This window comes from Christiangramia sediminis (genome assembly GCF_020552705.1).
GTDB lineage: Bacteria > Bacteroidota > Bacteroidia > Flavobacteriales > Flavobacteriaceae > Christiangramia > Christiangramia sediminis.
The window spans coordinates 411199-434633 of the sequence record NZ_JAJBZG010000002.1 but is presented as its reverse complement, the minus strand read 5'-3'; the positions used below and the strand labels follow the sequence as shown (position 1 = coordinate 434633).

At 37.5% G+C, this 23435-nt stretch carries 22 protein-coding genes; 8 read left to right on the top strand and 14 right to left on the bottom strand.

Annotated elements, in window-relative coordinates; translation table 11 throughout:
* Positions 1 to 74 precede the first annotated feature (74 nt).
* From LGQ90_RS06300 to LGQ90_RS06290, 3 genes are all read left to right on the top strand, one after another.
* Positions 75 to 1172 carry an AMP-binding protein gene (locus tag LGQ90_RS06300; protein WP_229339300.1) on the top strand — a complete coding sequence of 366 codons (1098 nt, stop codon included), beginning with the start codon at positions 75 to 77 and terminating at the stop codon, positions 1170 to 1172.
* 56 nt (positions 1173 to 1228) lie between these two features.
* Positions 1229 to 1570 carry a CIA30 family protein gene (locus LGQ90_RS06295; RefSeq protein ID WP_229339298.1) on the top strand — a complete coding sequence of 114 codons (342 nt, stop codon included), beginning with the start codon at positions 1229 to 1231 and terminating at the stop codon, positions 1568 to 1570.
* A 186-nt stretch (positions 1571 to 1756) separates the two neighbouring features.
* Positions 1757 to 3088, top strand: coding sequence for a M24 family metallopeptidase (locus LGQ90_RS06290; RefSeq protein ID WP_229339297.1), 1332 nt, complete (start codon positions 1757 to 1759; stop codon positions 3086 to 3088).
* A gap of 16 nt (positions 3089 to 3104) precedes the next feature.
* Here the strand turns inward: LGQ90_RS06290 and LGQ90_RS06285 are convergent, their stop codons facing one another.
* From LGQ90_RS06285 to LGQ90_RS06270, 4 genes are all read right to left on the bottom strand, one after another.
* A complete protein-coding gene (locus LGQ90_RS06285; protein WP_229339295.1) occupies positions 3105 to 3527 on the bottom strand; it encodes a DoxX family protein in 423 nt (140 codons plus the stop codon).
* Between the two features lie 92 nt (positions 3528 to 3619).
* Positions 3620 to 5254 (bottom strand): M1 family metallopeptidase, encoded by a 1635-nt coding sequence (locus tag LGQ90_RS06280; RefSeq protein WP_229339293.1) that lies wholly within the window; start codon positions 5252 to 5254, stop codon positions 3620 to 3622.
* Positions 5247 to 6131 (bottom strand): hypothetical protein, encoded by an 885-nt coding sequence (locus LGQ90_RS06275; protein ID WP_229339291.1) that lies wholly within the window; start codon positions 6129 to 6131, stop codon positions 5247 to 5249. Before LGQ90_RS06275 ends, LGQ90_RS06280 begins: the two co-directional genes overlap by 8 nt.
* Positions 6132 to 6134: 3 nt before the next feature.
* On the bottom strand, positions 6135 to 7763 hold the full coding sequence (locus tag LGQ90_RS06270) for an acyl-CoA carboxylase subunit beta (protein ID WP_229339289.1): 1629 nt from the start codon (positions 7761 to 7763) through the stop codon (positions 6135 to 6137).
* A 184-nt stretch (positions 7764 to 7947) separates the two neighbouring features.
* On the opposite strand from LGQ90_RS06270, the gene LGQ90_RS06265 reads away from it, so the two are divergent.
* From LGQ90_RS06265 to ettA, 3 genes are all read left to right on the top strand, one after another.
* Positions 7948 to 8127, top strand: coding sequence for a CAL67264 family membrane protein (locus LGQ90_RS06265; RefSeq protein WP_229339287.1), 180 nt, complete (start codon positions 7948 to 7950; stop codon positions 8125 to 8127).
* Between the two features lie 13 nt (positions 8128 to 8140).
* Positions 8141 to 8620: a DinB family protein gene (locus LGQ90_RS06260; RefSeq protein ID WP_229339285.1), complete on the top strand. Its 480-nt coding sequence runs from the start codon at positions 8141 to 8143 to the stop codon at positions 8618 to 8620.
* A 66-nt stretch (positions 8621 to 8686) separates the two neighbouring features.
* Positions 8687 to 10378 carry an energy-dependent translational throttle protein EttA gene (gene ettA / locus LGQ90_RS06255; protein WP_229339283.1) on the top strand — a complete coding sequence of 564 codons (1692 nt, stop codon included), beginning with the start codon at positions 8687 to 8689 and terminating at the stop codon, positions 10376 to 10378.
* An 80-nt stretch (positions 10379 to 10458) separates the two neighbouring features.
* Here ettA and LGQ90_RS06250 read toward each other — a convergent pair whose 3' ends face one another.
* Positions 10459 to 10695, bottom strand: coding sequence for a DUF1456 family protein (locus LGQ90_RS06250; RefSeq protein WP_011710164.1), 237 nt, complete (start codon positions 10693 to 10695; stop codon positions 10459 to 10461).
* 1 nt (position 10696) lies between these two features.
* Entirely contained in the window at positions 10697 to 11992 is a 1296-nt protein-coding gene (locus LGQ90_RS06245; RefSeq protein WP_229339281.1) for a DUF2254 domain-containing protein, read from the bottom strand.
* Between the two features lie 198 nt (positions 11993 to 12190).
* Between LGQ90_RS06245 and LGQ90_RS06240 the strand changes: the two genes are divergently transcribed.
* Complete coding sequence (locus tag LGQ90_RS06240; protein ID WP_229339279.1) at positions 12191 to 12634, top strand: Hsp20/alpha crystallin family protein; 444 nt, start codon at positions 12191 to 12193, stop codon at positions 12632 to 12634.
* A 57-nt stretch (positions 12635 to 12691) separates the two neighbouring features.
* On the opposite strand, the gene LGQ90_RS06235 is transcribed toward LGQ90_RS06240, so the two are convergent.
* The 5 genes from LGQ90_RS06235 to LGQ90_RS06215 form a co-directional block, all read right to left on the bottom strand.
* Positions 12692 to 13909, bottom strand: a complete 1218-nt coding sequence (locus tag LGQ90_RS06235) for a hypothetical protein (protein WP_229339277.1) — start codon at positions 13907 to 13909, stop codon at positions 12692 to 12694.
* 90 nt (positions 13910 to 13999) lie between these two features.
* Entirely contained in the window at positions 14000 to 16003 is a 2004-nt protein-coding gene (uvrB, locus tag LGQ90_RS06230) for an excinuclease ABC subunit UvrB (RefSeq protein ID WP_229339275.1), read from the bottom strand.
* Positions 16004 to 16072: 69 nt separating this feature from the next.
* Positions 16073 to 17680 carry a T9SS type B sorting domain-containing protein gene (locus LGQ90_RS06225; protein ID WP_229339273.1) on the bottom strand — a complete coding sequence of 536 codons (1608 nt, stop codon included), beginning with the start codon at positions 17678 to 17680 and terminating at the stop codon, positions 16073 to 16075.
* Positions 17681 to 17700: 20 nt separating this feature from the next.
* On the bottom strand, positions 17701 to 18537 hold the full coding sequence (locus LGQ90_RS06220; RefSeq protein WP_229339271.1) for an ABC transporter permease: 837 nt from the start codon (positions 18535 to 18537) through the stop codon (positions 17701 to 17703).
* Complete coding sequence (locus tag LGQ90_RS06215) at positions 18537 to 19442, bottom strand: ABC transporter ATP-binding protein (RefSeq protein ID WP_229339269.1); 906 nt, start codon at positions 19440 to 19442, stop codon at positions 18537 to 18539. Before LGQ90_RS06215 ends, LGQ90_RS06220 begins: the two co-directional genes overlap by 1 nt.
* Before the next feature lie 94 nt (positions 19443 to 19536).
* On the opposite strand from LGQ90_RS06215, the gene LGQ90_RS06210 reads away from it, so the two are divergent.
* Positions 19537 to 20601, top strand: a complete 1065-nt coding sequence (locus LGQ90_RS06210; RefSeq protein WP_229339267.1) for a hypothetical protein — start codon at positions 19537 to 19539, stop codon at positions 20599 to 20601.
* A gap of 115 nt (positions 20602 to 20716) precedes the next feature.
* Here the strand turns inward: LGQ90_RS06210 and LGQ90_RS06205 are convergent, their stop codons facing one another.
* From LGQ90_RS06205 to LGQ90_RS06195, 3 genes are all read right to left on the bottom strand, one after another.
* The gene (locus LGQ90_RS06205) at positions 20717 to 21775 is read right to left on the bottom strand and encodes a nucleoid-associated protein (protein WP_229339265.1); all 1059 of its coding nucleotides are present in this window, start codon (positions 21773 to 21775) and stop codon (positions 20717 to 20719) included.
* Positions 21776 to 21864: 89 nt separating this feature from the next.
* The gene (locus tag LGQ90_RS06200) at positions 21865 to 22377 is read right to left on the bottom strand and encodes an IS1096 element passenger TnpR family protein (RefSeq protein WP_229339263.1); all 513 of its coding nucleotides are present in this window, start codon (positions 22375 to 22377) and stop codon (positions 21865 to 21867) included.
* A 24-nt stretch (positions 22378 to 22401) separates the two neighbouring features.
* On the bottom strand, positions 22402 to 23427 hold the full coding sequence (locus LGQ90_RS06195) for a COX15/CtaA family protein (protein WP_229339261.1): 1026 nt from the start codon (positions 23425 to 23427) through the stop codon (positions 22402 to 22404).
* Positions 23428 to 23435 lie beyond the last annotated feature (8 nt).

The window sequence follows — 23435 nt, the reverse complement described above, 5'->3', positions numbered from 1 at the left end:
CAGAAGATATTTAAGAATTTCATTGCAATTTGTTAACTTTCAGTAATAAGTTATTTATCAACTTAGTTTGAAATATGACAAATAAGTACAAAATACCTGAAACCCATCCTGATTTTAGACTTAATAAACGGCATTTTACCAATGCGGAACTTAGGCAGGTTGCTTACAGTTATATTAAAGAAGGAGAACCTTTTGAGCAACAAATAGGAAGTTTTCTATTGGATTGGTTAAAACCAACTTCATATATTGAAGTTAGTACTTCCGGTTCTACGGGAACACCAAAAAAGATACGTCTGCAAAAGCAACATATGATAAATTCTGCTTTAGCGACCGCTAAATTTTTTAGCCTGCCTGCACATACTACGGCACTAATGTGCTTACCCGCAGAATATATTGCGGGTAAAATGATGTTGGTGAGGGCAATGTTTTTAGGCTGGCATCTTGATACCGTGCTGCCATCTTCTAATCCTTTAGACCAGGTTTTTAAGGTGTATGATTTTTCGGCAATGACCCCTTTTCAACTGGACAATTCCATAGCTCGCTTGCATGTGGTTAAAAAAATGATCATTGGGGGAGGAGTGGTTTCTCCCAGAATAGCCAAAATGCTAGTAGATGTAGATTCAAAGATCTATGAAACCTATGGAATGACGGAAACCTGCAGCCATATTGCAGCAAGAAGATTAAACCCAACCAAAAAGAAGAAGTCTGCCCGGTCTTTTAAATTACTTCCAAACGTGAGTATTGCCCAGGATGAAAGAGGCTGCTTGATCATAAAAGCTCCTAATATTCTGGACGAGGAGATCGTAACCAACGATGTGGTTGAAATTGTTACTTACAAAAAATTCCTGTGGAAAGGCAGATATGATAATGTGATCAATTCTGGTGGAATTAAATTATATCCGGAAGAGATCGAAAGAAAAATCAATAAGGTGCTGGATCGCAGATTTTTTGTTACTTCACTGCCAGATGATTCTCTGGGGGAGAAACTGGTTCTTTTTGTGGAGGATGATTTTTCTGAAGAAACCCTGGCTGAACTTGAAAGTACTATCAGAAGTTTAAAATCTTTGGATAAATATGAAATGCCAAAGAAAATATACCTTGTTGAAAAATTCGAAGAAACTCCTAATGGGAAAATTCATCGCGAAAACACCTTAAAGAGTAAAGTATCCTAGTTCCTTCCATAATGAGATACCTTCTACTTCCCATTTCACTGTTAATTATTTTTAATTTGAAGACGATTTTTGATTTTCAGGTAGGTAAAGACATCTCTAACTGGTATTTAGTAGAAGACCGGGTAATGGGAGGCGAATCTGATGGAAAATTTTTCTTGACTGAAGAAGAACATGCTCAATTGGAAGGAATGGTCTCCTTAGATAATAATGGCGGATTTGTATCTGTAAAATTTGATATGCCAAAAATGGAGATTGAAGAGCATCCATTTGTATCGATCAGACTTAAGGGTGATGGAAAAGAATATCAGTTTCGAATAAAGAATCGATATCAATATTTTTACTCATCTATCACTGAATTTTCAACCAATTCTAAATGGCAGGAGATTAAAATTCCTTAAAAAAAATGTATCCTTCATTTAGAGGTCGAAAATTGAATCAGCCAAACTTTTAGCACGATCAGATAGACGAGATTGGTTTTTTGATCGGCAATAAAAAGGATGAGAAATTTCAACTTTTAATTGATAAGATCGAATTAGAATAATTCAGACTTTATTTAAAATACCTCAAATAATTTATACCCATTCATGAAAAAAATACTTCTATTAGGCTTAATGCTATTTACCACAATTGTTCAAAGTCAGATCCTTGCTGAACGTGAAAGAGCTAAAATTATAGATCAGATTCTTGCTGAAAGATTTAATGAAATTTTACCCGACCTTATGGATAGAACGGGAATTGATATGTGGATCTTGATCTCGAGGGAATATAATGAAGACCCGGTTCTAAGAACGATGCTTCCAGCAACCTGGTTAAATGCAAGACGAAGAACCATATTGGTTTTCAGCAGAAATAAATCTCAGGATTCCATAGAAAAATTTGCGATCGCCAGGTATAATATTGGTGAAAATATAGAATCAGCCTGGGATAAGGAAAAACAACCAGATCAATGGAAGGCTTTAGTAGATATAATAAAAGATCGCAACCCGGAAAAAATAGGTCTGAATATTTCTGAAAACTTCGGAATTGCAGATGGACTTGTGAAAACGGACTATGATGAATTTATAGCTACTTTACCGGCTCAATATGAGGATAGAATAGTATCTGCTGAAGATCTTGCCGTTGGGTGGATAGAGACCAGAACACTTAGAGAAATGGTGATCTATAGTTCGCTGGTGGAGGTCACGCATAATATCATTGCAGAAGCTTTTAGTGAAAATGTAATTGATCCCGGCGTAACCACTACAGATGATGTGGTGTGGTGGATGAGGCAGAAAGTTACAGAAATGGGACTGGAAACCTGGTTTCATCCTACAGTCGATATTCAAAGAAGTAATGAAAAATTGGTAGATCATATTACGGCATTTTCAGATGAGAATGGCAGCAGTGTAATTCTTCCCGGAGATCTCTTGCATTGTGATTTTGGGATCACGTATCTTAGGCTAAATACAGATTGCCAGCAGATGGCCTATGTGCTGAAAAATGATGAAACAGAAGCCCCGGAATATCTTCAACAAGCTTTTAATAAAGGAAATAAACTTCAGGATATACTTACCTCAAATTTTGAAACAGGACTTACAGGTAATGAAATCTTGAGCCGAAGTCTGGAAGAAGCGAAAGAAGAGGGATTGAAAGCTTCCATTTATACCCATCCGCTAGGCTTATACGGGCATTCGGCGGGACCAACCATTGGAATGTGGGATCAGCAGGCAGGCGTTCCCGGAACCGGGGATTATACTTTGTTTGAAAATACAGTGTATGCCATAGAATTAAATACCGAAGTTGAAATCCCGCAATGGGATAAAAGTGTCAGGATCATGCTGGAAGAAGCAGGATTTTGGGGAGAGGATGGTTTTAGATACGTTAACCAAAGACAAACAGATCTTATGCTAATTCCTGAAGAAAAAGCTGAAAACTAAGAATAGTCCGTTAGGCCTAATAACCCATTTTCATCATATAGTCTGCGGAATGTTTTCCGGAACCATAGAAAATAAAGAAAACGGTAAATACAGATACTACCAGAGCCAGAATTAAATTGGAGGCATTCATCACGCCTACAAAGTTGATTAGAATTGCTCCTATAAGAATTGGAATTTGAACAATCAGGGCCCATCTGGTGAGCAGTCCAAATGCAATTAATATTCCACCTACAAGATGCGCAGAAGCCACGTAATGAACCACTAACATGGTTCCTCCAAATCCTTTGAGCGGATCGATCAATTCTACCAGAGTTTCAGTTTGAGAAATAAAATTGACCCCTTTAATAAAAAAGAAAACGCCAAGAGCTACTCTCAATATGTCCAGCCAGTAATAAGTATGTGCATTGGCCCACTTATTAAGTGATTTGATACTTAACATAATGGAAAATTTACATTAATTTACTAAAAATCAATGTAATAACATATTTTTTATACGGGTGAAAATTGAATACGCTTTAAAATTCTGCAGTTCTAATTTACGATCTCACTATTGATATAGAATTCCAGATCATTTACCTTTAGCTCGTCAAGTTCTTCCCCTGTCTCGAAAGATTGCCATTCAGAAGTTGCATTGAATCTAATTTCCTCTTCATCGATAATTACATCTACAGGCATCCTGAAATTTTCCACATCAGCCTTCCAGCGATACTGAATTTGATCATCTGCCTGTCTTAGCTGAAGCGTAGGTAATGAAGAATGTCTTAGATACTGATCAAAAACAGGTTTAATGTCAACCGCTGTTGCTTCATCAAAAAACTTTTCAGTATCAGCAGTGGTAATGGTCTGGTGCTTGAATGTTTTTGTATAGTCTCTTAAGGTATTCCACCATAATTTATCATTATCATAAATACTTCTGATCATATTCAATAAGTTGGCTCCCTTATAGTACATATCACCAGAACCTTCTGCATTCACTCCGTAATCCCCGATAATACTACTGCTATTAGCGATGTTTTGCCGTATGCCTTTTAGATATTTTAAGGCATCTTCTTTTCCCCAGCGGCATTCCGTATAAATAGCTTCCGTATAACTGGTAAAGCCTTCGTGAATCCACATATCGGCAATATCTTTGGAGGTAATACTGTTACCATACCATTCATGACCGGATTCATGGATAATGATGAAGTCCCATTTTAGACCAATTCCGGTTCCTGAAAGGTCATTGCCCAAATATCCTTTTAAGTACTTATTTCCGTAGGCAACCGCACTTTGATGTTCCATGCCCAGGTAAGGTGTTTCCACCAGTTTAAAACCATCTTCTTCGAAAGGATAAGGCCCCATTTTTTCATAAAAGCAGGCCATCATATCCTTTACTTCGGCAAAATGTTCTTTGGCTTTTTCAAGATTGTAGGGAAGTACGTAGTAATCAAGGTCCAGATCTTTATACCTGTCTGAAAAATGTTCGTAATTTCCAATATTGATCATAATGTTATAATTATTGATCGGGTTCACCACTTTCCAGCTCCATTCTGTAAAACCATTTCCTAGATCTTTTTCGCCGATAAATCGCCCGTTGGATACGTTCATGAGTCCGTTGGGAACGGCAATGTTCATCCTGGCTTCTTCCGGCTCATCGCTTTGATGATCCTTGTTTGGGTACCACAAACTAGCTCCGGTTCCCTGAACGGCAACTCCAATCCATGGATTGCCATCTTTGTCTTTAGTCCAGACAAAACCTCCATCCCATGGAGCATTCTCGGCTATCAAAGGGTTACCATGATAATAGAATTGAATGGAGTCTAAAGTTCCTTTTTTTAAGGCCTTCTCAAATTCAATAAAAACGGCATTGTACTTTCGCTCATATTTTAAGGTCCTTCCTTCGTGAATAATGGAATCGATCTCCATATTCTTAAAAAGATCCAGTTGCATCACCGGTAGAGCTTTTTCAACTTTAAAACTGATAATATTAGATCCAGAAATAAATTTTTTCTCTGGTTCAACTTTAAGTTTCAAATGATATTTATGAACATCAAAATTTGTTCTTTCTGGTCTTAGAGAACCCCTAAGGGTATCAGCTTCAGTGTAATCTGAATGGTTATCTCCCACAATCTGGGCGCCAGATAACATCCAGGTAAAAAGGGAAAGGAGGGTGAATAATTTATTCATTATGTAAAACGTATAATTTAGCGTTTGGTTCTTCTTCAAGTTTTTTATTCATGCTACTAGTGAGTTCTGTGAAACTCTTAAGGTCGGTGCCTTTACAAACCCCATATGAATAATGATACTTAAGAATTTCTAGATCTATTTCAGAGAGTTCTCGTTGGGTATTACATGCAGAAAGATAACTACTACAATCAAGTTTTTTTGAAGATTTGAAATATCCCAGTGATTTGAAAAAATGAAATTTCAGTAAACTTAGCTGGTATTTATCTGATTTCACCAATTCTGTGTTGATCTTCAGCTTGCCATCATAGATCTGTTGTTTTCCATTCCAATTAATATAATATCCAGACTTAGAATTTCCAATTCTCGGCTCATAGTCGGTTTGGTGCTCTCTGTTAAGAAAGTAAACCAGATAATTAGCTTTTTCCCGAAGAAAATTTTGAGAAATAGTCAGTGAATCCACATCGGCCGATAGTTTCTTAGCAAATTGCATCAATTCTTTAGCGTGAGAAGCCGGGACGCTTTCGTCAAAGTATATTTTGACATCTTCTTTCCAGTAACGCATACGTTCTTTTGCACCGCTAGACTTATCAGTATTATAAACCACATTTTTGTAAATGCTTAGAAAAGTAGAATCTTTTGGTTCATACTCAACTTTCACATAATTCTTTCCTTCGAATGGATCGAAATCTACCGGAACACGAACTAGGGTATCATTATCCTTATACATAAACTCTGTAGTATCTGAAGTTTTCCCAAAAGTGGTTTCGTAAACTTCCAGAGGAATGTACTTCTTTACTACTCGTTTTGTAATTGTATCCTGTCCGAAGGATTGCAGACTTGTAATTATGGCAATAATTAAAAAAAATGTTTTTAGCATAAATCAGGTTTGGATTACGCCCATATTAAAATCTTTCTGGATAGGAGCATGGTTGGCAGCTTCAATTCCCATAGAGATCCATTTTCTGGTATCTAATGGATCTATGATCCCATCTGTCCATATCCTGGCAGCGGCATAATATGCAGAAGTTTGCTCGTCATACTTAGCTTTCAGCTTTTCAAAAACTTCTTTTTCTTTTTTCTCATCAACTTTTTCTCCCTTTTTCTCCATAGAGGCAGTCTCGATCTGAGCCAGCACCTTCGCGGCTTGTGTTCCTCCCATTACGGCAAGTTCAGCACTTGGCCAGGCGGCGATAAGTCTTGGGTCATAGGCTTTTCCACACATGGCGTAATTACCTGCACCGTATGAATTACCAATAATAATTGTAAATTTTGGCACTACAGAATTACTTACGGCATTTACCATTTTGGCGCCATCCTTAATAATTCCGCCATGTTCACTTTTACTTCCCACCATAAATCCGGTTACATCCTGAAGGAAGACCAGCGGAATTTTTTTTTGATTACAATTGGCGATAAAACGGGTAGCCTTGTCAGCGGAATCTGAATAGATCACACCCCCAAACTGCATTTCACCTTTTTTGGTCTTTACTATCTTACGCTGATTGGCTACAATACCAACAGCCCAGCCATCAATTCTGGCATAACCGGTAATAATGGTTTGACCATATCCTTCTTTATATTCTTCAAATTCTGAATTATCTACAAGCCTATCAATGATCTTGTGCATGTCATACTGGTCACTTCTTTTCTTAGGAAGTATTCCATAGATCTCTTCAGGCTTCTCTTTGGGTAGTGCGGGTTTTTTATGACTATACCCGGCTTTATCAAAATCACCGATCTTGTCCATGATATTCTGGATCTTCGTTAGCGCATCCTTATCATCTTTCGCTTTATAGTCGGTAACTCCGCTAATTTCCGAATGAGTGGTTGCTCCACCTAGAGTTTCATTATCTATAGACTCACCAATTGCAGCTTTTACGAGGTAACTTCCTGCTAAAAATATTGAACCAGTTTTTTCAACGATGAGCGCTTCATCACTCATAATGGGCAGGTAAGCACCTCCGGCAACACAACTCCCCATTACCGCAGCAATCTGGGTTATTCCCATACTGCTCATTACAGCGTTGTTGCGAAATATTCTTCCAAAGTGTTCTTTATCTGGAAATATTTCATCCTGCATTGGTAGGTAAACTCCGGCACTATCTACCAGGTAAATTATTGGCAATCTGTTCTCTATTGCTATTTCCTGAGCACGAAGATTCTTTTTTCCGGTAATAGGAAACCATGCTCCTGCCTTAACCGTGGCGTCATTAGCCACCACGATACATTGCTTACCTGATACATGACCAATTTTAACCACAACACCACCGCTTGGACATCCACCATGCTCTTCGTACATTCCTTCTCCCGCGAAGGCAGCAATTTCAATAGATTTTTCATGATCGTCCAGGAGAAAATCAATTCGCTCCCTTGCGGTCATTTTTCCTTTAGAATGATGTTTCTTGATCCTCTTTTCGCCACCGCCTAATTTTACTTTAGCAAGCCTTTGTCTCAAGGAAGAAACTAAGAGCTTATTATGATCTTCATTTTTGTTGAAGTTGATATCCATTATTTTGAACTTTTTACAGTAATTCGATTGTTTTAATGTGATTAATTTGAAATTAATCTGATTTCTGAAGAAATTTTGAGAATTTAATTCAGAAATGGCTTTTGGCTAAAATACAAAAACACAACAATTCTAAGCTTTAAAAAAATCATTAAAAATTAGACGATATTTGTATAAAACAGAATAGATGGCAATGAATAAAAATACCATTTTTGGGTGGGCTTCATTTTTGACCTTTCTTGTAGGTGCAGCGCTTGTGCTTTTAGGGGTTTTAAAGTATCGGGATTATGCAATAGGTTTCTCGGTTACCGGAATAGGATTTTTCTTTATTTCCTGGGTATTCAATGCTCTTAAAGGAAGAGTTTAAAATATTCGACACAATGACAAAAGATACTGAACAAAGAAATCAACTGGTAAAACATCTGGAAGGTGGCCTGGCCTATGCGTCGATAGAAAGCTTTTTGGATGCGATCCCGTTTGAGAAAATCGGGATAAGACCAACCGGTTTGCCCTATTCTTTTTATGAGATCTTCTTTCATATGGCTTTTGCTCAAAAAGATATACTGGAATATACAATTTCCGGAGACTATCAAACACATAACTGGCCCGATGATTACTGGCCTGGAAAACAGGCTCCAGATAGTCAGGAAGACTGGGAAGATCTTAAAGCCGACTATTTCGAAGATCGCAGGCTATTGAAAGAATTTATTCTGGATCTTAACAACGACCTGAATAAACCGGTAGTGAATTCAAAAGAACATACACTGCTTCGGGAAATATTTCTGGTGGTAGAACATACTGCTTATCATACGGGGCAATTGCTTATAATTGAACGATTATTGGGTGTTTATGATAATTGATTTCTCTGAAAAATTCAGGATATTTGCATACTTGTAAATCAATAAAAATTTAAATTTTAAAAATATATGGCAGACGATAAAAAGGTGATTTTTTCCATGTCTGGAGTTACCAAAACATTTAAAAATGCAAATACGCCGGTTTTAAAAAATATATATCTCAGTTTTTTTTATGGTGCGAAAATTGGAATCCTGGGTCTTAATGGCTCCGGAAAATCTACATTATTGAATATTATTGCCGGGAAAGATCAAAATTACCAGGGAGATGTTGTTTTCTCACCAAATTATAGTGTGGGAATGCTGGAGCAGGAACCAGATCTTGATGAAAATAAAACGGTTCTGGAAGTTGTAAAAGAAGGTGTTGCTGAAACCGTTGGAATTCTTGATGAATACAACAAGATCAATGATATGTTCGGGCTGCCGGAAGTTTATGAAGATGCAGATAAAATGCAGAAGCTTATGGATAAGCAGGCTGAGCTTCAAGATAAGATCGACGCTTCTAATGCATGGGAATTAGACACAAAACTGGAGATCGCCATGGATGCTTTGAGAACTCCAGATTCTGATAAAAAGATCTCGGTGCTTTCAGGTGGAGAGCGCAGAAGAGTGGCGCTTTGCCGACTTTTACTTCAGGAGCCAGATGTGTTATTACTGGATGAGCCTACCAACCACCTTGATGCAGAATCTGTTCATTGGTTAGAACATCATTTAGCGCAATATAAAGGAACGGTGATCGCCGTAACTCACGATCGTTATTTTCTAGATAACGTAGCTGGATGGATATTAGAACTTGATAGAGGAGAAGGTATTCCATGGAAAGGGAATTATTCTTCCTGGTTAGATCAAAAATCTAAACGTCTTGCACAAGAGCAAAAACAAGCCAGCAAGCGTCAGAAAACCTTAGAGCGAGAGCTGGAATGGTCCAGAATGAGTCCTAAAGGAAGACAGTCCAAGCAGAAGGCGAGACTTAAAAATTACGATAAACTTCTAAGTCAGGATCAGAAACAGATGGATGAGAAGCTGGAAATTTATATTCCAAATGGTCCCCGTCTTGGTACAAATGTTATCGAAGCTAATGGCGTAAGTAAAGCTTTCGGGGATAAATTACTATATGAAGATCTGAATTTTAATCTTCCACAAGCCGGGATTGTCGGGGTCATTGGGCCTAACGGTGCTGGTAAGACCACAATTTTCAAAATGATCATGGGAGAAGAAGAGCCGGACAAAGGAAGTTTCTCTGTAGGGGAAACAGCCCAGATCGCTTATGTAGATCAGAGTCATTCTAATATCGATCCGGAAAAAACGATCTGGCAGAACTTTAGTGATGAGCAGGAATTGATCATGATGGGAGGCCGCCAGGTAAATTCAAGAGCCTATTTAAGTAGGTTCAATTTCAGTGGAAGTGAACAGAACAAGAAAGTAAACATGCTTTCAGGTGGTGAAAGAAACCGTCTTCATCTCGCGATGACTCTTAAGGAAGAAGGAAACGTTCTTTTGCTGGATGAGCCAACGAATGACCTTGATGTGAATACGTTAAGGGCTTTGGAAGAAGGTCTGGATAATTTCGCCGGTTGTGCGGTGGTGATTTCTCACGACCGTTGGTTCCTGGATAGGGTTTGTACCCATATTTTAGCTTTTGAAGGAGATTCTCAGGTATATTTCTTTGAAGGTAGTTTCTCAGATTATGAAGAGAATAAAAAGAAACGTCTTGGTGGAGATATTATGCCGAAACGAATCAAGTACAAAAAACTTGTAAGATAATTTTCTCTAAATATTTCAAACAAAAAAGGAGTGTGATCAATTGATCCACTCCTTTTTTATTTTGTCTAAAGTCTAATTTCTCACTTCTTTTTCGGCATGGGGCCTCGGAGGTGAATTATAAGTCCGTCAAGAAAATTTCTTAGAAATTGATCCCCGCACTCCATATATTTTTCGTGGTCTTCTCTTCTAAAAATAGCTCCAAGTTCACTTTTGGAAACCTTAAAATCTACCAGCTCGCAAATCTTAACGATATCGTCATTGGTTAATTTATGAGCTACTCTCAGTTTTTTAAAAACATCATTATTTGTTAGTGCCATGCTAATTTTCTGTCTGAAGGTTAAATTTTGCTGCTAATTTAGTAGCACTTTTTATATCATCCTCATTTTTGATCGATTCTTTAGCATCTTTAAGCAAGTTTTCTGCTTCGTACCTAAGATTTTTGGAATATGAAGAATCATGAGATTTCTGCTTTTCCAGGTAATAGAACATCAATAATAATTTCTGAACCAGAATAATATCATGTTTGCAATAGGTTCTAATGGAAGCCATGATTTGATGAAGCAGATCCTCAAAATTAATGGTGTTAATCCTGACATATGCCTTTTTCTCCCGAATTATAACACTTGTATCTTTTTTTCTCATTCTTAAGGCGAGAAGTTCAGTTAGATAATCTATCCCATTGATGGCAGTTCCGGGATCATTAATTCCGGGGGACATGGCTTTGACGATAATCTCTGTGATCTGTTTAAATGCAAGGGTATAATTATCTGAAACCAGCTCATCTCGTGAGAAGTTAAAATTCGTTAGGATCTTATTTATAACATTTTCATCTAATTTTTTGCTAGCTCTAAATAATGGGATCCCGTTTAGCACAAAAATTCCTTTCACTGGAAGTATATGTAACTGTATATCTTCTGCCTGACATATATCTACCAGGTTTGTGAAGGATATGTTCTGTAAATAACCACTGTTTTCACTGTGATATTCATACCAGTCTTCAGAAGAGGGAAATTCATCAAATTGATTTTCTTCATTATCTATGAGTCTGTCCAGTCTCTTTTTGGCAACCTTATATATGTTTTGAAGAATATTACTTATTTGAATGCTTTGCGAAATATTATGGATGAAATAGATAAATGCATAGATGCTTATTACCGTTTGTATGATTCCAAGTAATACTGCAAAACCTGGTATTTGGTATTGGTCACCGGTGGGTTGAATGGAGAACAGTACAAAAATGCAATACAATATTGTGAACAGGTAAATTCCCAGGATTATCTGGTGTCTTTTATCGCTAATTAAACCAGGTAGTAATCTTGGTGAAAAGTTACTTGATGCCTGGCTTAATAACAACATCACCATGGAGAAACTAAAAACTACCATAGAGATAAGCCCTGAGATTAATGAACTTAAAATGGTCATTGCAGTATCCCCGTTATCTACCACTAATACTGGCACATGCTCTATTAAATACCTGGAAGCACCCTTGTTTTCAAGATAAAGCATAAAGAAGGCAAAATTAAATCCCAGGAATGCTAATAAGGTAGGGTAGAAAGCAATCTTACTTTCAATGACATTAAAAAAGGAGATTGTACGGTAGAAAAATTGTTTCATTCAGTGTAAGCTTCAGTTTTTAAAGTTAAGGAATCTACTAATAGCCGATGTAATTTAATATTTATTTAGCTAAATAAGACAAAATGGCATGAATAATCTTTAAAAAAGCGACAGAAAGACATGATTTCTGAAGTGGTATTGGAATTGCTAAAAGTTAATTGAAAACAATAATAAATAATAACTTAAAATTATAAAGCTATGAGTCTAATTAAAACAAACGAAACAGGATGGTTGCCTACAGTTTTTGATGATATGTTTAAAACAGACTGGTTAGGCGGAACTACAAATGTGAACAGCATTGGAACAAGTATCCCTGCGGTCAACATTATGGAAACCGAAGACAGTTTTAATGTTGAAGTGGCTGCTCCCGGAAAAGCAAAAGAAGATTTCAATATTGAACTGGATAATGATGTATTGACAATTTCTTCTGAAGAAAAAAAAGAAGTTGATTCAACCGATAAGTATGGCAGGTTCACCAGAAAAGAATTTAGTTACAGCAACTTTAAACGTGCTTTCAGTCTGCCAGATTCGGTAGATAGTACTAAGATCTCAGCAGCCTATAAAAATGGGGTTTTAGAGATTGCGCTTCCTAAGAAGGAAGAAGCAAAGGTACAGGCGAAAAGATTAATAGATATTTCGTAAAAAATTAGTTTGGTTAGTTAGTTAAAGGAGAAGAAGCGCTCATGTTGAGCGCTTTTTTTATTGATCTAATAAAATCCATCTGTTTCCTGCACTTTGAATAGTAAAGAGCTGCTGAGGTTTTATACTTAGTATTTTTGAATTGGTCTTCACATCAAATAAATCATCTCCGCCCTGAAATATGAGAGCTTTTTCAGAATTTGCCGGCCAGTTTACCAGTCTTAATATGCGACCTTTATTGGCTGAGGCTTGTGGAATTATCAAACCTGAAATTTGATTGTTGATCCTCAAAGTACCAATCTCATCCGTAATCATGAATTCTCCGGTAGCGCTAGTTGTAGAAGAATAATTCTGGTAGCCGGGATTTGCCCATGAAGCCTGACCGGTAGAATTCAATATCATCGTCTGGCCTTCTAGTCCTCTTGCTACCGGCAGGGTGTAATCGGTTTCTGCAGTATTTCCTATACCTACTCTTCCTGCGAAATAACCAGCATATACATTACTATTAGAATCGCCCAGTGCAATGCTATAAATACCGTAAATGTTTCCCACACCTTGTATACTGCCTATTTCGTTATAGAACCCGTAATTATTACTTTTCGCACCGAAAGTTCTTCCTACTCGGTTAAATATCCCATAGATGTCATTAGTACCCGTATTTTGATAAGTTTCATTGAAAATACCGTAATGAATTCCTGTACCAACTCCACCAACATTCGATTTTATGCCATATTTATTACCGTTGGTGGCACTTCGGTTATCATTTATGATCCCATAAGTTGTAAGATTATCTGTAGCCGAATTGGCATTATCTACTTCAAGCCCTTTCTTTAAGGTCAGATCTTTTCCGCTGGCAATGGCTACCTGTAGTCTGGATGTGATTAGATCGGTACCAATGCCTACACTTGCATCCCGATAAATAATCTCAGAAATATTATTCGGACTTTGAGTTGTGCCTGGTTTATAAAAATTTGCAGTGGAAGCTTCAGACCCCAGGGATTTCCATTTTCCTTCATTATAATTCCAGAAATAAAATCCAGTTGGGAAACCCGTCACGCTTTTGCTTAAAAAAATGAGCATTCCGTGTTGATCGGTGCCGGGATTTTCTATGGGAAATTTTTCAATTCGGGGAATTAGAATACCGTCAAAATTCGCCGGATTCTCTTTATCTGTGGCAATAATATCCAATTGCGCCTTCGGATCTGAAGTGCCAATCCCTACCTGAGCATAACTAGTAAAACACAGGAGTGATAAAATTAGAGTATAGAAATTTTTCATGGACAAACGATTTAGTTTGCCATAGTAGTATTGCTAAGTGCTTTAGGATGAAGTAAATATATATTAAAAAAATTTATATCGAATAATTATTTAAGCTTTTTCACTAATTTTTCCCTGCAGTACCTTTATCTCATCACGAAGCCTGGCCGCGTGCATAAAGTCCAGTTCTTTGGCGGCAGTTTCCATAGCTTTTCGTTTTTCCCGAACCTTTTTTTCCATTTGCGGTTTGGTCAGGTATTCAGCTTCTTCTTCGGCTGCTTTCAGGTCTGGACGTGTTTCATGATCATATATATCCAGCTTTTCCTTGATAAGCGCAGAGTTGAATTTTTTCACCAGTTTCGTAGGAGTGATATTATTTTCGGTATTATATTCAATTTGTTTTTGGCGCCTGTATTCGGTTTGATCTATCGTTTTTTGCATGCTGTCTGTGATCTTATCAGCATATAAAATCGCTTTTCCATCCACATGTCTGGCGGCACGACCTATAGTCTGCGTAAGCGATCTGTTACTTCTAAGAAAACCTTCTTTATCAGCATCAATTATTGCAACCAGAGAAACTTCCGGTAAATCAAGGCCTTCACGTAATAGGTTAACGCCCACCAGCACATCAAAAAGACCTTTTCGCAGGTCCTGCATGATCTCTACTCTTTCTAAAGTATCGATATCTGAATGTATATAACGGCAACGAATATTAATTCTTGTGAGGTATTTGGTCAACTCTTCCGCCATACGTTTGGTAAGCGTGGTTACCAGGATACGTTCATCCTTTTCCACACGTAAATGAATTTCCTCGATAAGATCATCAATCTGATTTAAACTCGGTCTTACTTCCACTACCGGATCCAATAAACCTGTAGGTCTTATAACCTGCTCCACATATATTCCTTCACTTTTCTGAAGTTCATAATCGGCAGGAGTCGCACTTACGTAGATCACCTGATTTTGAAGCGCTTCAAATTCTTCAAATTTCAAGGGTCTGTTGTCCATTGCGGCAGGTAGTCTAAAGCCATAATCAACCAGGTTTTCTTTTCTAGACCGGTCTCCACCGAACATTGCATGTACCTGCGGTATAGTGACGTGACTTTCATCAACCACCATTAAATAATCTTCAGGAAAATAATCCAGTAAGCAGAAAGGTCGCGTGCCCGGTTTTCTTCCGTCGAGGTATCTGGAGTAATTCTCAATTCCTGAACAATATCCGAGTTCCCTAATCATTTCCAGGTCAAAATTGGTTCTTTCATCCAGTCGTTTTGCTTCCAGGTTTTTACCAATATCCCGAAAGTAATCTACCTGTTTAACCAGGTCATCCTGGATCTCATGGATCGCTCCCTGTAATACATCTGGAGAGGTAACGAACATATTTGCCGGATAAATATTCAGGCGGTCATATTTTTCAATAATATCATTGGTTCCCGGATCAAAAGCTTCAATTTCTTCGATTTCATCGCCAAAAAAGTGAATTCTGAAGGCATTATCAGCGTAACTAGGAAAAACATCTACGGTATCTCCCTTTATTCTGAAATTACCATGACTAAATTCAGCTTCGGTTCTTGAATATAAACTTTGAACCAGTCTATGCAGAAATTTGGTTCGGGAGATCTCCATGTCTTTCTCAATGGAAACCACATTTTTTCTGAATTCAACGGGGTTACCAATACCATAAAGGCAGGAAACCGAAGCAATGACGATCACGTCCCTTCGTCCGCTTAAAAGGGAAGAAGTGGTGCTCAGTCTTAATTTTTCGATCTCTTCATTAATGGAAAGATCTTTTTCTATATATGTTCCCGACGAGGGAATAAAAGCTTCGGGTTGGTAGTAATCATAATAACTAACAAAGTATTCCACGGCATTCTCCGGGAAAAACTCCTTGAACTCTGAATAAAGTTGCGCAGCGAGTGTTTTGTTGTGGGCCAGGACCAGGGTAGGTTTTTGAACCTCTTCGATCACATTAGCCACGGTAAAAGTTTTCCCGGAACCAGTAACTCCAAGCAAGGTCTGGTATTGCTCATTTTTTTCAATTCCGGTAACTAACTGTTTTATAGCATTCGGTTGATCTCCGGTGGGTTTGTAATCAGATTGTATATTGAATTTCATTCAGCAGCGTTTCTTTTCATAGCCTCACGAAAATAAGCAATAATAATACCTAAATCAATTTTTTAGGAATCATCTAACAAGTGAGAAGTGCCCGTTAAATTCTTGACCATTCTGAAGATGAACCTTGAACCAGTAATCGTCCGCAGGCATATCATTTCCATCGAAAGTTCCATCCCAGCCATTTTCAGAAGCATTAAGCTTTTTCAGTAATTTTCCGTAGCGATCGTATATATGAATCTGGTTATCTGCAGCAAATTCAGGAGTTATTCCGTTAAGTTGCCAGAAGTCATTTATTCCATCCTGATTTGGGGTAAAAAAATTATCATATCCAAGAATTGCAATTTCGGTACTAATAATAGCGCACTGCTTGAAATCCCTGATATATAAGGTTTTAAATCCAGATGCTACATTTTGAAATGTAGTACTTGTTTGATAAGGACCGTCGATGTTGCCTATGGAATATTCATATTCAGAAGCATTAGGAAGGCTGATCTCTACCGTATTGTTATTGGAATTTACTGAAGGTTGAACTATATTATATGAATCAATTTCGGGAGGAGCATTCAGAATGAGTTCAATTTCAGAAATATTATAACAGTCTGGATTGCTTACCTCGGAAACCCTGGCATAAATCGTTTCGTTCCCAGCTGAACTATAATTATTGGCGAGTGTATTTAGATTTTGCCTGGCATCTGCCTCTGAAGCAAAATATTCAATATCGTAAGAAGAAGCATCCAATCCTGAAATGATTTCAGCATTAGTATCTGTAAGGGTATAGTTTTCTTCTCCGGTTCTATCCAGATCACATTCTTCTAAACTTAAAGCAGGTTCTATTAGTGGGCCATCATTAATGATCAAATCAAATTCTGTGATCTTGAAGCAGCCGGTGAGGTCGTTTTCAACTCTGGCATATATAGTTTTTTTGGGTTCATTACTGGTATAATTATTTCTCAGCGTCATTAAATTATCTGAGGCATCTGCCAGGCTTTCATGATAGGTGAGCGTAGTATTGTTTTGAGTAGTGATGGAACTGTTGTTCTGAGAAAGATCAAATTCAGCAAGCCCATTAGCATTACAGGTTTGAAGGTCTTCAGCTTCATTTATTTCAGGGCCTTCAGGAAAAGGATAACCACCAACTGTTGCTGAACCCGTCCAGTTGAGACTAAAAGGACTGTTGCCAATGGGCCTGTCAATTACTATAAAATAAGTTTCTCCTGGAAGGACATCTAATGATTTTACGAAGCTATTACCATCGGGCCCGGGACCTTCACTGATATCAGTTTCAAGGTCATTCATTCCTGTATGATTGTTTATAGCACCGGCACCGGCAGGATTTGTGGTGGAGCAGCGTATGGCAAAATCTAAGTTTCCGCAGGTAGCATTAGGTCCAAATATGAAAAAATCATAATCTATATTTATATCGCTGCTGGTAGGGATTAGTTCAAAACCTAGAGATCCTGCTTTGGTAATTTCAATTTCAAGCCATAGACTGTTATTTTCAGAGCTAGAACAGTTGTTAGAACCATTTAATTCCTGTATTCCTGCCCCATCAGCATTACTAGATATTGCTCCGTCTCCGCAAATTTTAATAGCTCCGGAACAGTCGCTAACTGGATTTTGAGCATTGAGACAGTATAAATTCAAAATGAAGAAAAATAATAGAAAAGGTTTTTTCATTTTTGATTGCTTCAGGGATCTTAAAGATCCCTCTTTCTTAGTAGTACAAGCGATGAATAAATAAAGATGATCGTCCAAACGATCACTATCAATAATTGATACCAGTGAATACCGTAGTCTTTGGTTAATTCTCCTCCAATTTGAGTGGCTGCAGTCTGTACAGCATTAAGTCTGGAGAAAGGTTCCACCACTAGGTTGCTCATCGATTCCAGTGGAAAGAACTGCATAATATTCGTGGCGATATCTGTTCCTTTAAAAACTTTGAAATTTAATACTGCGTATAAAATTCCTTCAAAAATAAACCACACTATTAGAAAACCTAAGGCAAAAGCAGATCTCTTTACCAAGATACCGAGGAACATACAAAAGGCGAAGAAGCCGGTTAATTTTATAAAATACGCCAGCAAGTATTCAAGATCTGAGAAAACTATAGAGAACTCTGTGAAATCAGAAAAAGAATATCCCAGAATCAGACTCACTATAAAAAGAAATATGGTTGAAATTCCTGAAAACACTAAAACAGTTAGAAATTTTGATAAGATGAATTCCTTTTTACTTAAGCCATCAATTAGATTTTGCTTTATAGTTCGGTTACTATATTCATTAGACATCATGGATACGATTACAATAGCCAGGAATAATTTCAGAATGGCTGCAATGTAGCTGTTGAAGTGCCATATATATGGGAAGTTGAAAATGCCCTGGTCTGCCACACGGAATTCTATAGTACCAATATTGAATTCAATAGAAGCGATTAAGGCGATAAAAGTGATCAGGATAAAGTAGGTGATGATCAATATCCTTGCTGAACGACTATAGCGTAATTTGTTATATTCTATTTCGAGTAAACGTAACATTAGTTTGAGGAGGTTTGATTGGTTAATTGAAGGAATTGTTCTTCCAGGCTTTCTCTACGTTTGATCAGGTAGGAGAGCGAAAGACCTTTTTCAAATAAATAGCGGTTGATTTCTTCTGCATCCATGGGGTCATCTAAAAATGCGGTTAGAAGTCCTTCCTTGTCCGTGATCTTTCCAATCTTTGGATGATCTTTTAATAATTCTTCCAATCTTTGCATATCGCTGGCTTTTAATTCAAAAAAGCCGTGACTGTTAATAATTTCATCAACCGGTCCGCTGTATAATTTCACTCCTTTTCTAATGATAACCACGTGAGAACATACTTTCTCTACTTCATCTAAAAGGTGCGAAGCCAGCAAAATAGTAGTTCCCCCGGCAGCGATCTTTCTAATGATCTCTCTTATCTGGTGAATTCCCTGGGGATCCAAACCGTTCGTAGGTTCATCCAGAATAAGAATTTCAGGATCGTTGAGCAGGGCAGAAGCAATCGCAAGACGTTGCTTCATTCCCAATGAAAAAGTCTTGAATTTGCTGTCTTTTCTATCCAGAAGTCCGACAATTTCCAGTTTCTCATGGATCTTATCCCTGTTTGTTCCCTTGATCTTACAAACCAGAGCAAGGTTCTGCTCTGCAGTCATATATGGGTAAAAGTTGGGATGTTCAATGATAGCACCTACTTTTTTCAGGGCTTCATGGGTAGATAATTTGCCATTGAACCATTTAAAATCACCGGAAGTCTTGTTTACAACATTGAGAACCATTCCCAGAGTAGTCGATTTTCCACTACCGTTAGGTCCCAGAATGCCATAGACGTTTCCTTTTTCAATGCTAAAACTTAAATTGTCGACTGCGGTGACCTTACCGAATCTTTTTGTGAGATTATTTAAACTTAAAATTGTTTCCAAGATTGATGAAGTGTTTAAAATACGACGCCTAAAATAGGATTTTGTTACAGGTTTCCCTATAATAAGCTTAATTTTGAGCAAAACGAGGATACCTATGGAAGAAAAACTGATGTCTAAGAAGAAGCCTGCATTTCCTGTAAATGAACGCTTTAACCGATATCTTGCAAAGTATAACCGCAATACAAAAATTCCCGTTTTTTATGACGATCTTCTTAGGTTTTCAGGATCTATAGTAGTTTATGACCAACATGACGAAGATACTTTCTGGGTTCGCTGTTATTATCCAGACCATGAAAGAGTGGAGATAGATATCAGCCTGAAAAAGGTTTATACCATTCTTCATTCAGATGGTAGTGACGATTCACTGGAGTATCTGAACGTCGATGCGATCGATTATTGTACTTTCGGAAATTCCAAGCCATTTAGGGTAAAGGTTCGAAATATTCTAAATGATAGTTTTACTTATTTCTACGTAAAGAAAGCCGATGCATCGCGTTTGTATGGATTGGAGTTTGAACATTTACTTTCTCCACACCGTATAAATTTCCTGGTTTATAAGGATACTTTGATTGAAGAGCATATTGCCGGAATTCCTGGAGATGTTTTTATCGAAGATCATTTGCCAAAATGTGATCTACGTGCACAAACCCAGATTGCTAAGCAATTCGTAAAATTCAATGAACGTTGCACGGTAAGACTATTGGGAGATATGCGTTCTTATAATTACGTGGTGATTCCAACTCATGATTTTGATCATGTAGAATACCAGATACGGGCTATAGATTTTGATCAGCAATGCTTTGAGGGAAATTTGAAGGTGTACAGACCTCAATTCTTCAAAGAGAATTTCCAGATGGTGCAATTGGTTTCAGATAAACTGGAGAATTCATCCATCGAGCAATATCGTAAAGAGGAGCGATCGCTTCTCGCAAAAAGGATGATCAATACTCAAAGCAGGTATAAAGAATTAATTAGGTGTATGATCAATGATCATGTTTCTACCAAGGACAATGTGAAGCAGCTTCGGAATGATCTCTATGCCTTTTCAAAAGATATGAAGTTCAAGCGAGCGAGTACAATGGGACAGATCCTTAGAACAGCGCTTGATTTTGTAAAACGAAATTATGACACTGTGAATATGCAGCGACTGCTGGAATAAGCCCTCTCCCTGCCTCTCCAAGAAGGGTAGGAGGTATTTGGGAAAAGATAAAAAAATTGATTAGATTCCTCCGCTGTGCTCGGAATGACAGAAAATGTGCTTTTAGCTTAAAATTTTATTTTTTCTCTTCCTTATTGAAATAAACCAGGTAGTAGTACATCTGCTTTTCTTCATCCCAGCCTTTTTCTACAAATTTCTCGGCAGATTCTGAATTGACGAAATCCAGTTTTATCTGGATATTCGTATCCAGCGTGATCACATTTTTGATCTTCTTACGGGCATCGGTCACCGCTTTGTTGGCAATAGGGAAATTGGTGAGGTCCTCTACTTTATATTTTGGAGCCTTTTCTACCTTGTAATTCTGAAATTCAGGAATTAAAGCTGGATTGTCAATTACCGAATTGATATAATTTGATTCTTCAAAATCGTCATTCTTGGCAAAATAGTCCATGCTTCTATTCATGAACATCACTTCCTGTTTCTTGTCTTCCGCAGGCAGAACTACATCTTTCGCAAAGTTTTTGGCGAAATTCAAATAATTCTTCGTGAAGTAATTTTCATCAGCCAGCACATCGACGCCAAGAAAATTTTCCAGCCAGTATTTAGTGTCGTAACGGTTAGAATCTACAGATAGAATTTTATAGCCTTCCTCCCGGTTTTTGTTAAAAATGATGGCGCCTTTATCCAATTTTTGAAGATTTACTCCCTGTTCCACAACCATTTCAAGATTGCTTTGCTTCTGCTCAAACTGAAGGAAATCGTGCTTTAATTCAGATTTAAAAATTCCAATAGCCGAAACTTTTTCATTATCTAGTTGCATTCCTTCAAAATAGACGATATAGACCTCTCCACTTTTAATATGCGGATGTGTGGATTGCTCATATAATAAAGTGGCGATCTTTTTAGAATACTCATGAGTATTATAAGAATCATCAAAGATCTGATTTGCTAAATTATAAAGCTCATTGAACTCAATATCGGTCTCATGATGAAAACGATAGTAGGTTTCTTCTTTTTCACGGAAAGGTTTCAGAAAATATTCCTTGATCAATGGTTTTATTTCGTCATTCAAATGAAATGTGGAAGCCGAAATAAATATATTCTCACCACGATTCTTATTTCCAACACGATGTATGGAAAGTGATTCAATTTGAGCATTAAAAAGATTGATCATTTATATCTGAAATTTTGACTAAATAAAGTTGAAAAATGTGAATCCTGAAAGAAGTTTTTCAGAATAAATCAATGAGATTTCCTGAAGAATTAATTCCAGTTTTCATCAAATTCGAAATCGTCGTAGCCCTCATCATTATAATCATCGTCATAATCGCCATTCAGTAAGCCTTCGTCTTCTCCCTTGAATTCTTTTTCTGGAGCGCTTTCAGGGATCTGGCCGTGCACATACATAAGATTTGGATAATCGCGTCCTTCTTCGATTTCAGCAATTTGTCCTAGCTCCACGAAGAAAGTCCACATTTTAAGGAAATCGTAAACGTAGATCAATTTCGTTTGTTTTTCAGAAAGTATGCTGTCTAAAGAAGTTTCATTCATTAATTTAATAGAAGTGTCATGCCCACTCATATCAAATTGGTGGATCTCTTCTCCCTGATTCCACTCATCATCACTTATGTAAAACGAAGCCATTTCAGATCCATCAAATCCAAAGGACTGAACGATAGTATTGTGCAAGTCTTCCAGGGTACTTTCCTGTAGCATTTCTATATCTCTGAAAACATCTTCATCGGCATCGAGAATTACTCGGAATCTATAAACCATATCTAAAAAATTTGGAGGGCAAAGTTACAATTTTTTAATTTTCTCAGTGGCATAAATACTTTCCATTAACAGGTAAAACTGGAATCCGAACAGGAGGGAGGCAATGACCAGATGAAGTGGTTGGGAAAGAAACGGAAAATCAAAATTGTACATAGCCACACCGGTAGCAACTTCCAAAAGAATAAGTGCCATTACGATATTTATCCTGTTGAGGTTGAGATTCAGTTTTCTATTTTTCCACCATAAAAATGCATTGATTCCAAGTACTAGGATAGAAAAGGATCTATGCACGTAGAAAGTCAGGTCGGGATTTGCCAACCACATACTTTCTGCATCATAGCCTAAACTGCGAACCTGTTCATCTACGAATTGTCTTACCTGGGTTCCCAAAACCACCTGGATAAGGGTCATGATCACCGCAATGATCAGTAAAGTTTGAAATGATCTGGTTCTGAATTGATTCGTTTCTTTTTCCGAAGATATCTTCAAAAGGTAGATCAATACAGCAACAATCACCAATGCCATTACCATATGGACTGTGATCTTTGCCGGGGCCAGTACTGAATAAACTACGGTTGCTCCAAGCCACGCCTGGAATCCCATTAGAAATACACAGAGCCAGGATAAAATGGGAATCCTTTTTTTATATTTTCTTTTTTTCCAGGAAAATACTGCCATGATCAATACCGCTAAGCCAGCTAATGCTCCGGCCAGTCGGTTTATATATTCAACCCAGGTGTGTGTCGGATTAAATATGGCATAATCATGCTTTTCATAATTTTGCCAGTTATCTTCTACATAAGTCTTTTCGGAAGTAAAATTACTTGCAGCTACTTTCAGCCTTTCATCAACAATTATAACCTGTCCTTCTTTATATTCCCTGTTGGGTTGAAATTCCAGTTCCGATTTTTCAGTAGGCGGAATATAGTATCCAAAACATTTAGGCCAGTCCGGGCATCCCATTCCGGAACCGGTCATTCTAACTACTGCACCCGCAATAATTACGAGATAGACGAGAATAAGGGATATTTTTACAGATTTTCTATACATGAAAAAGT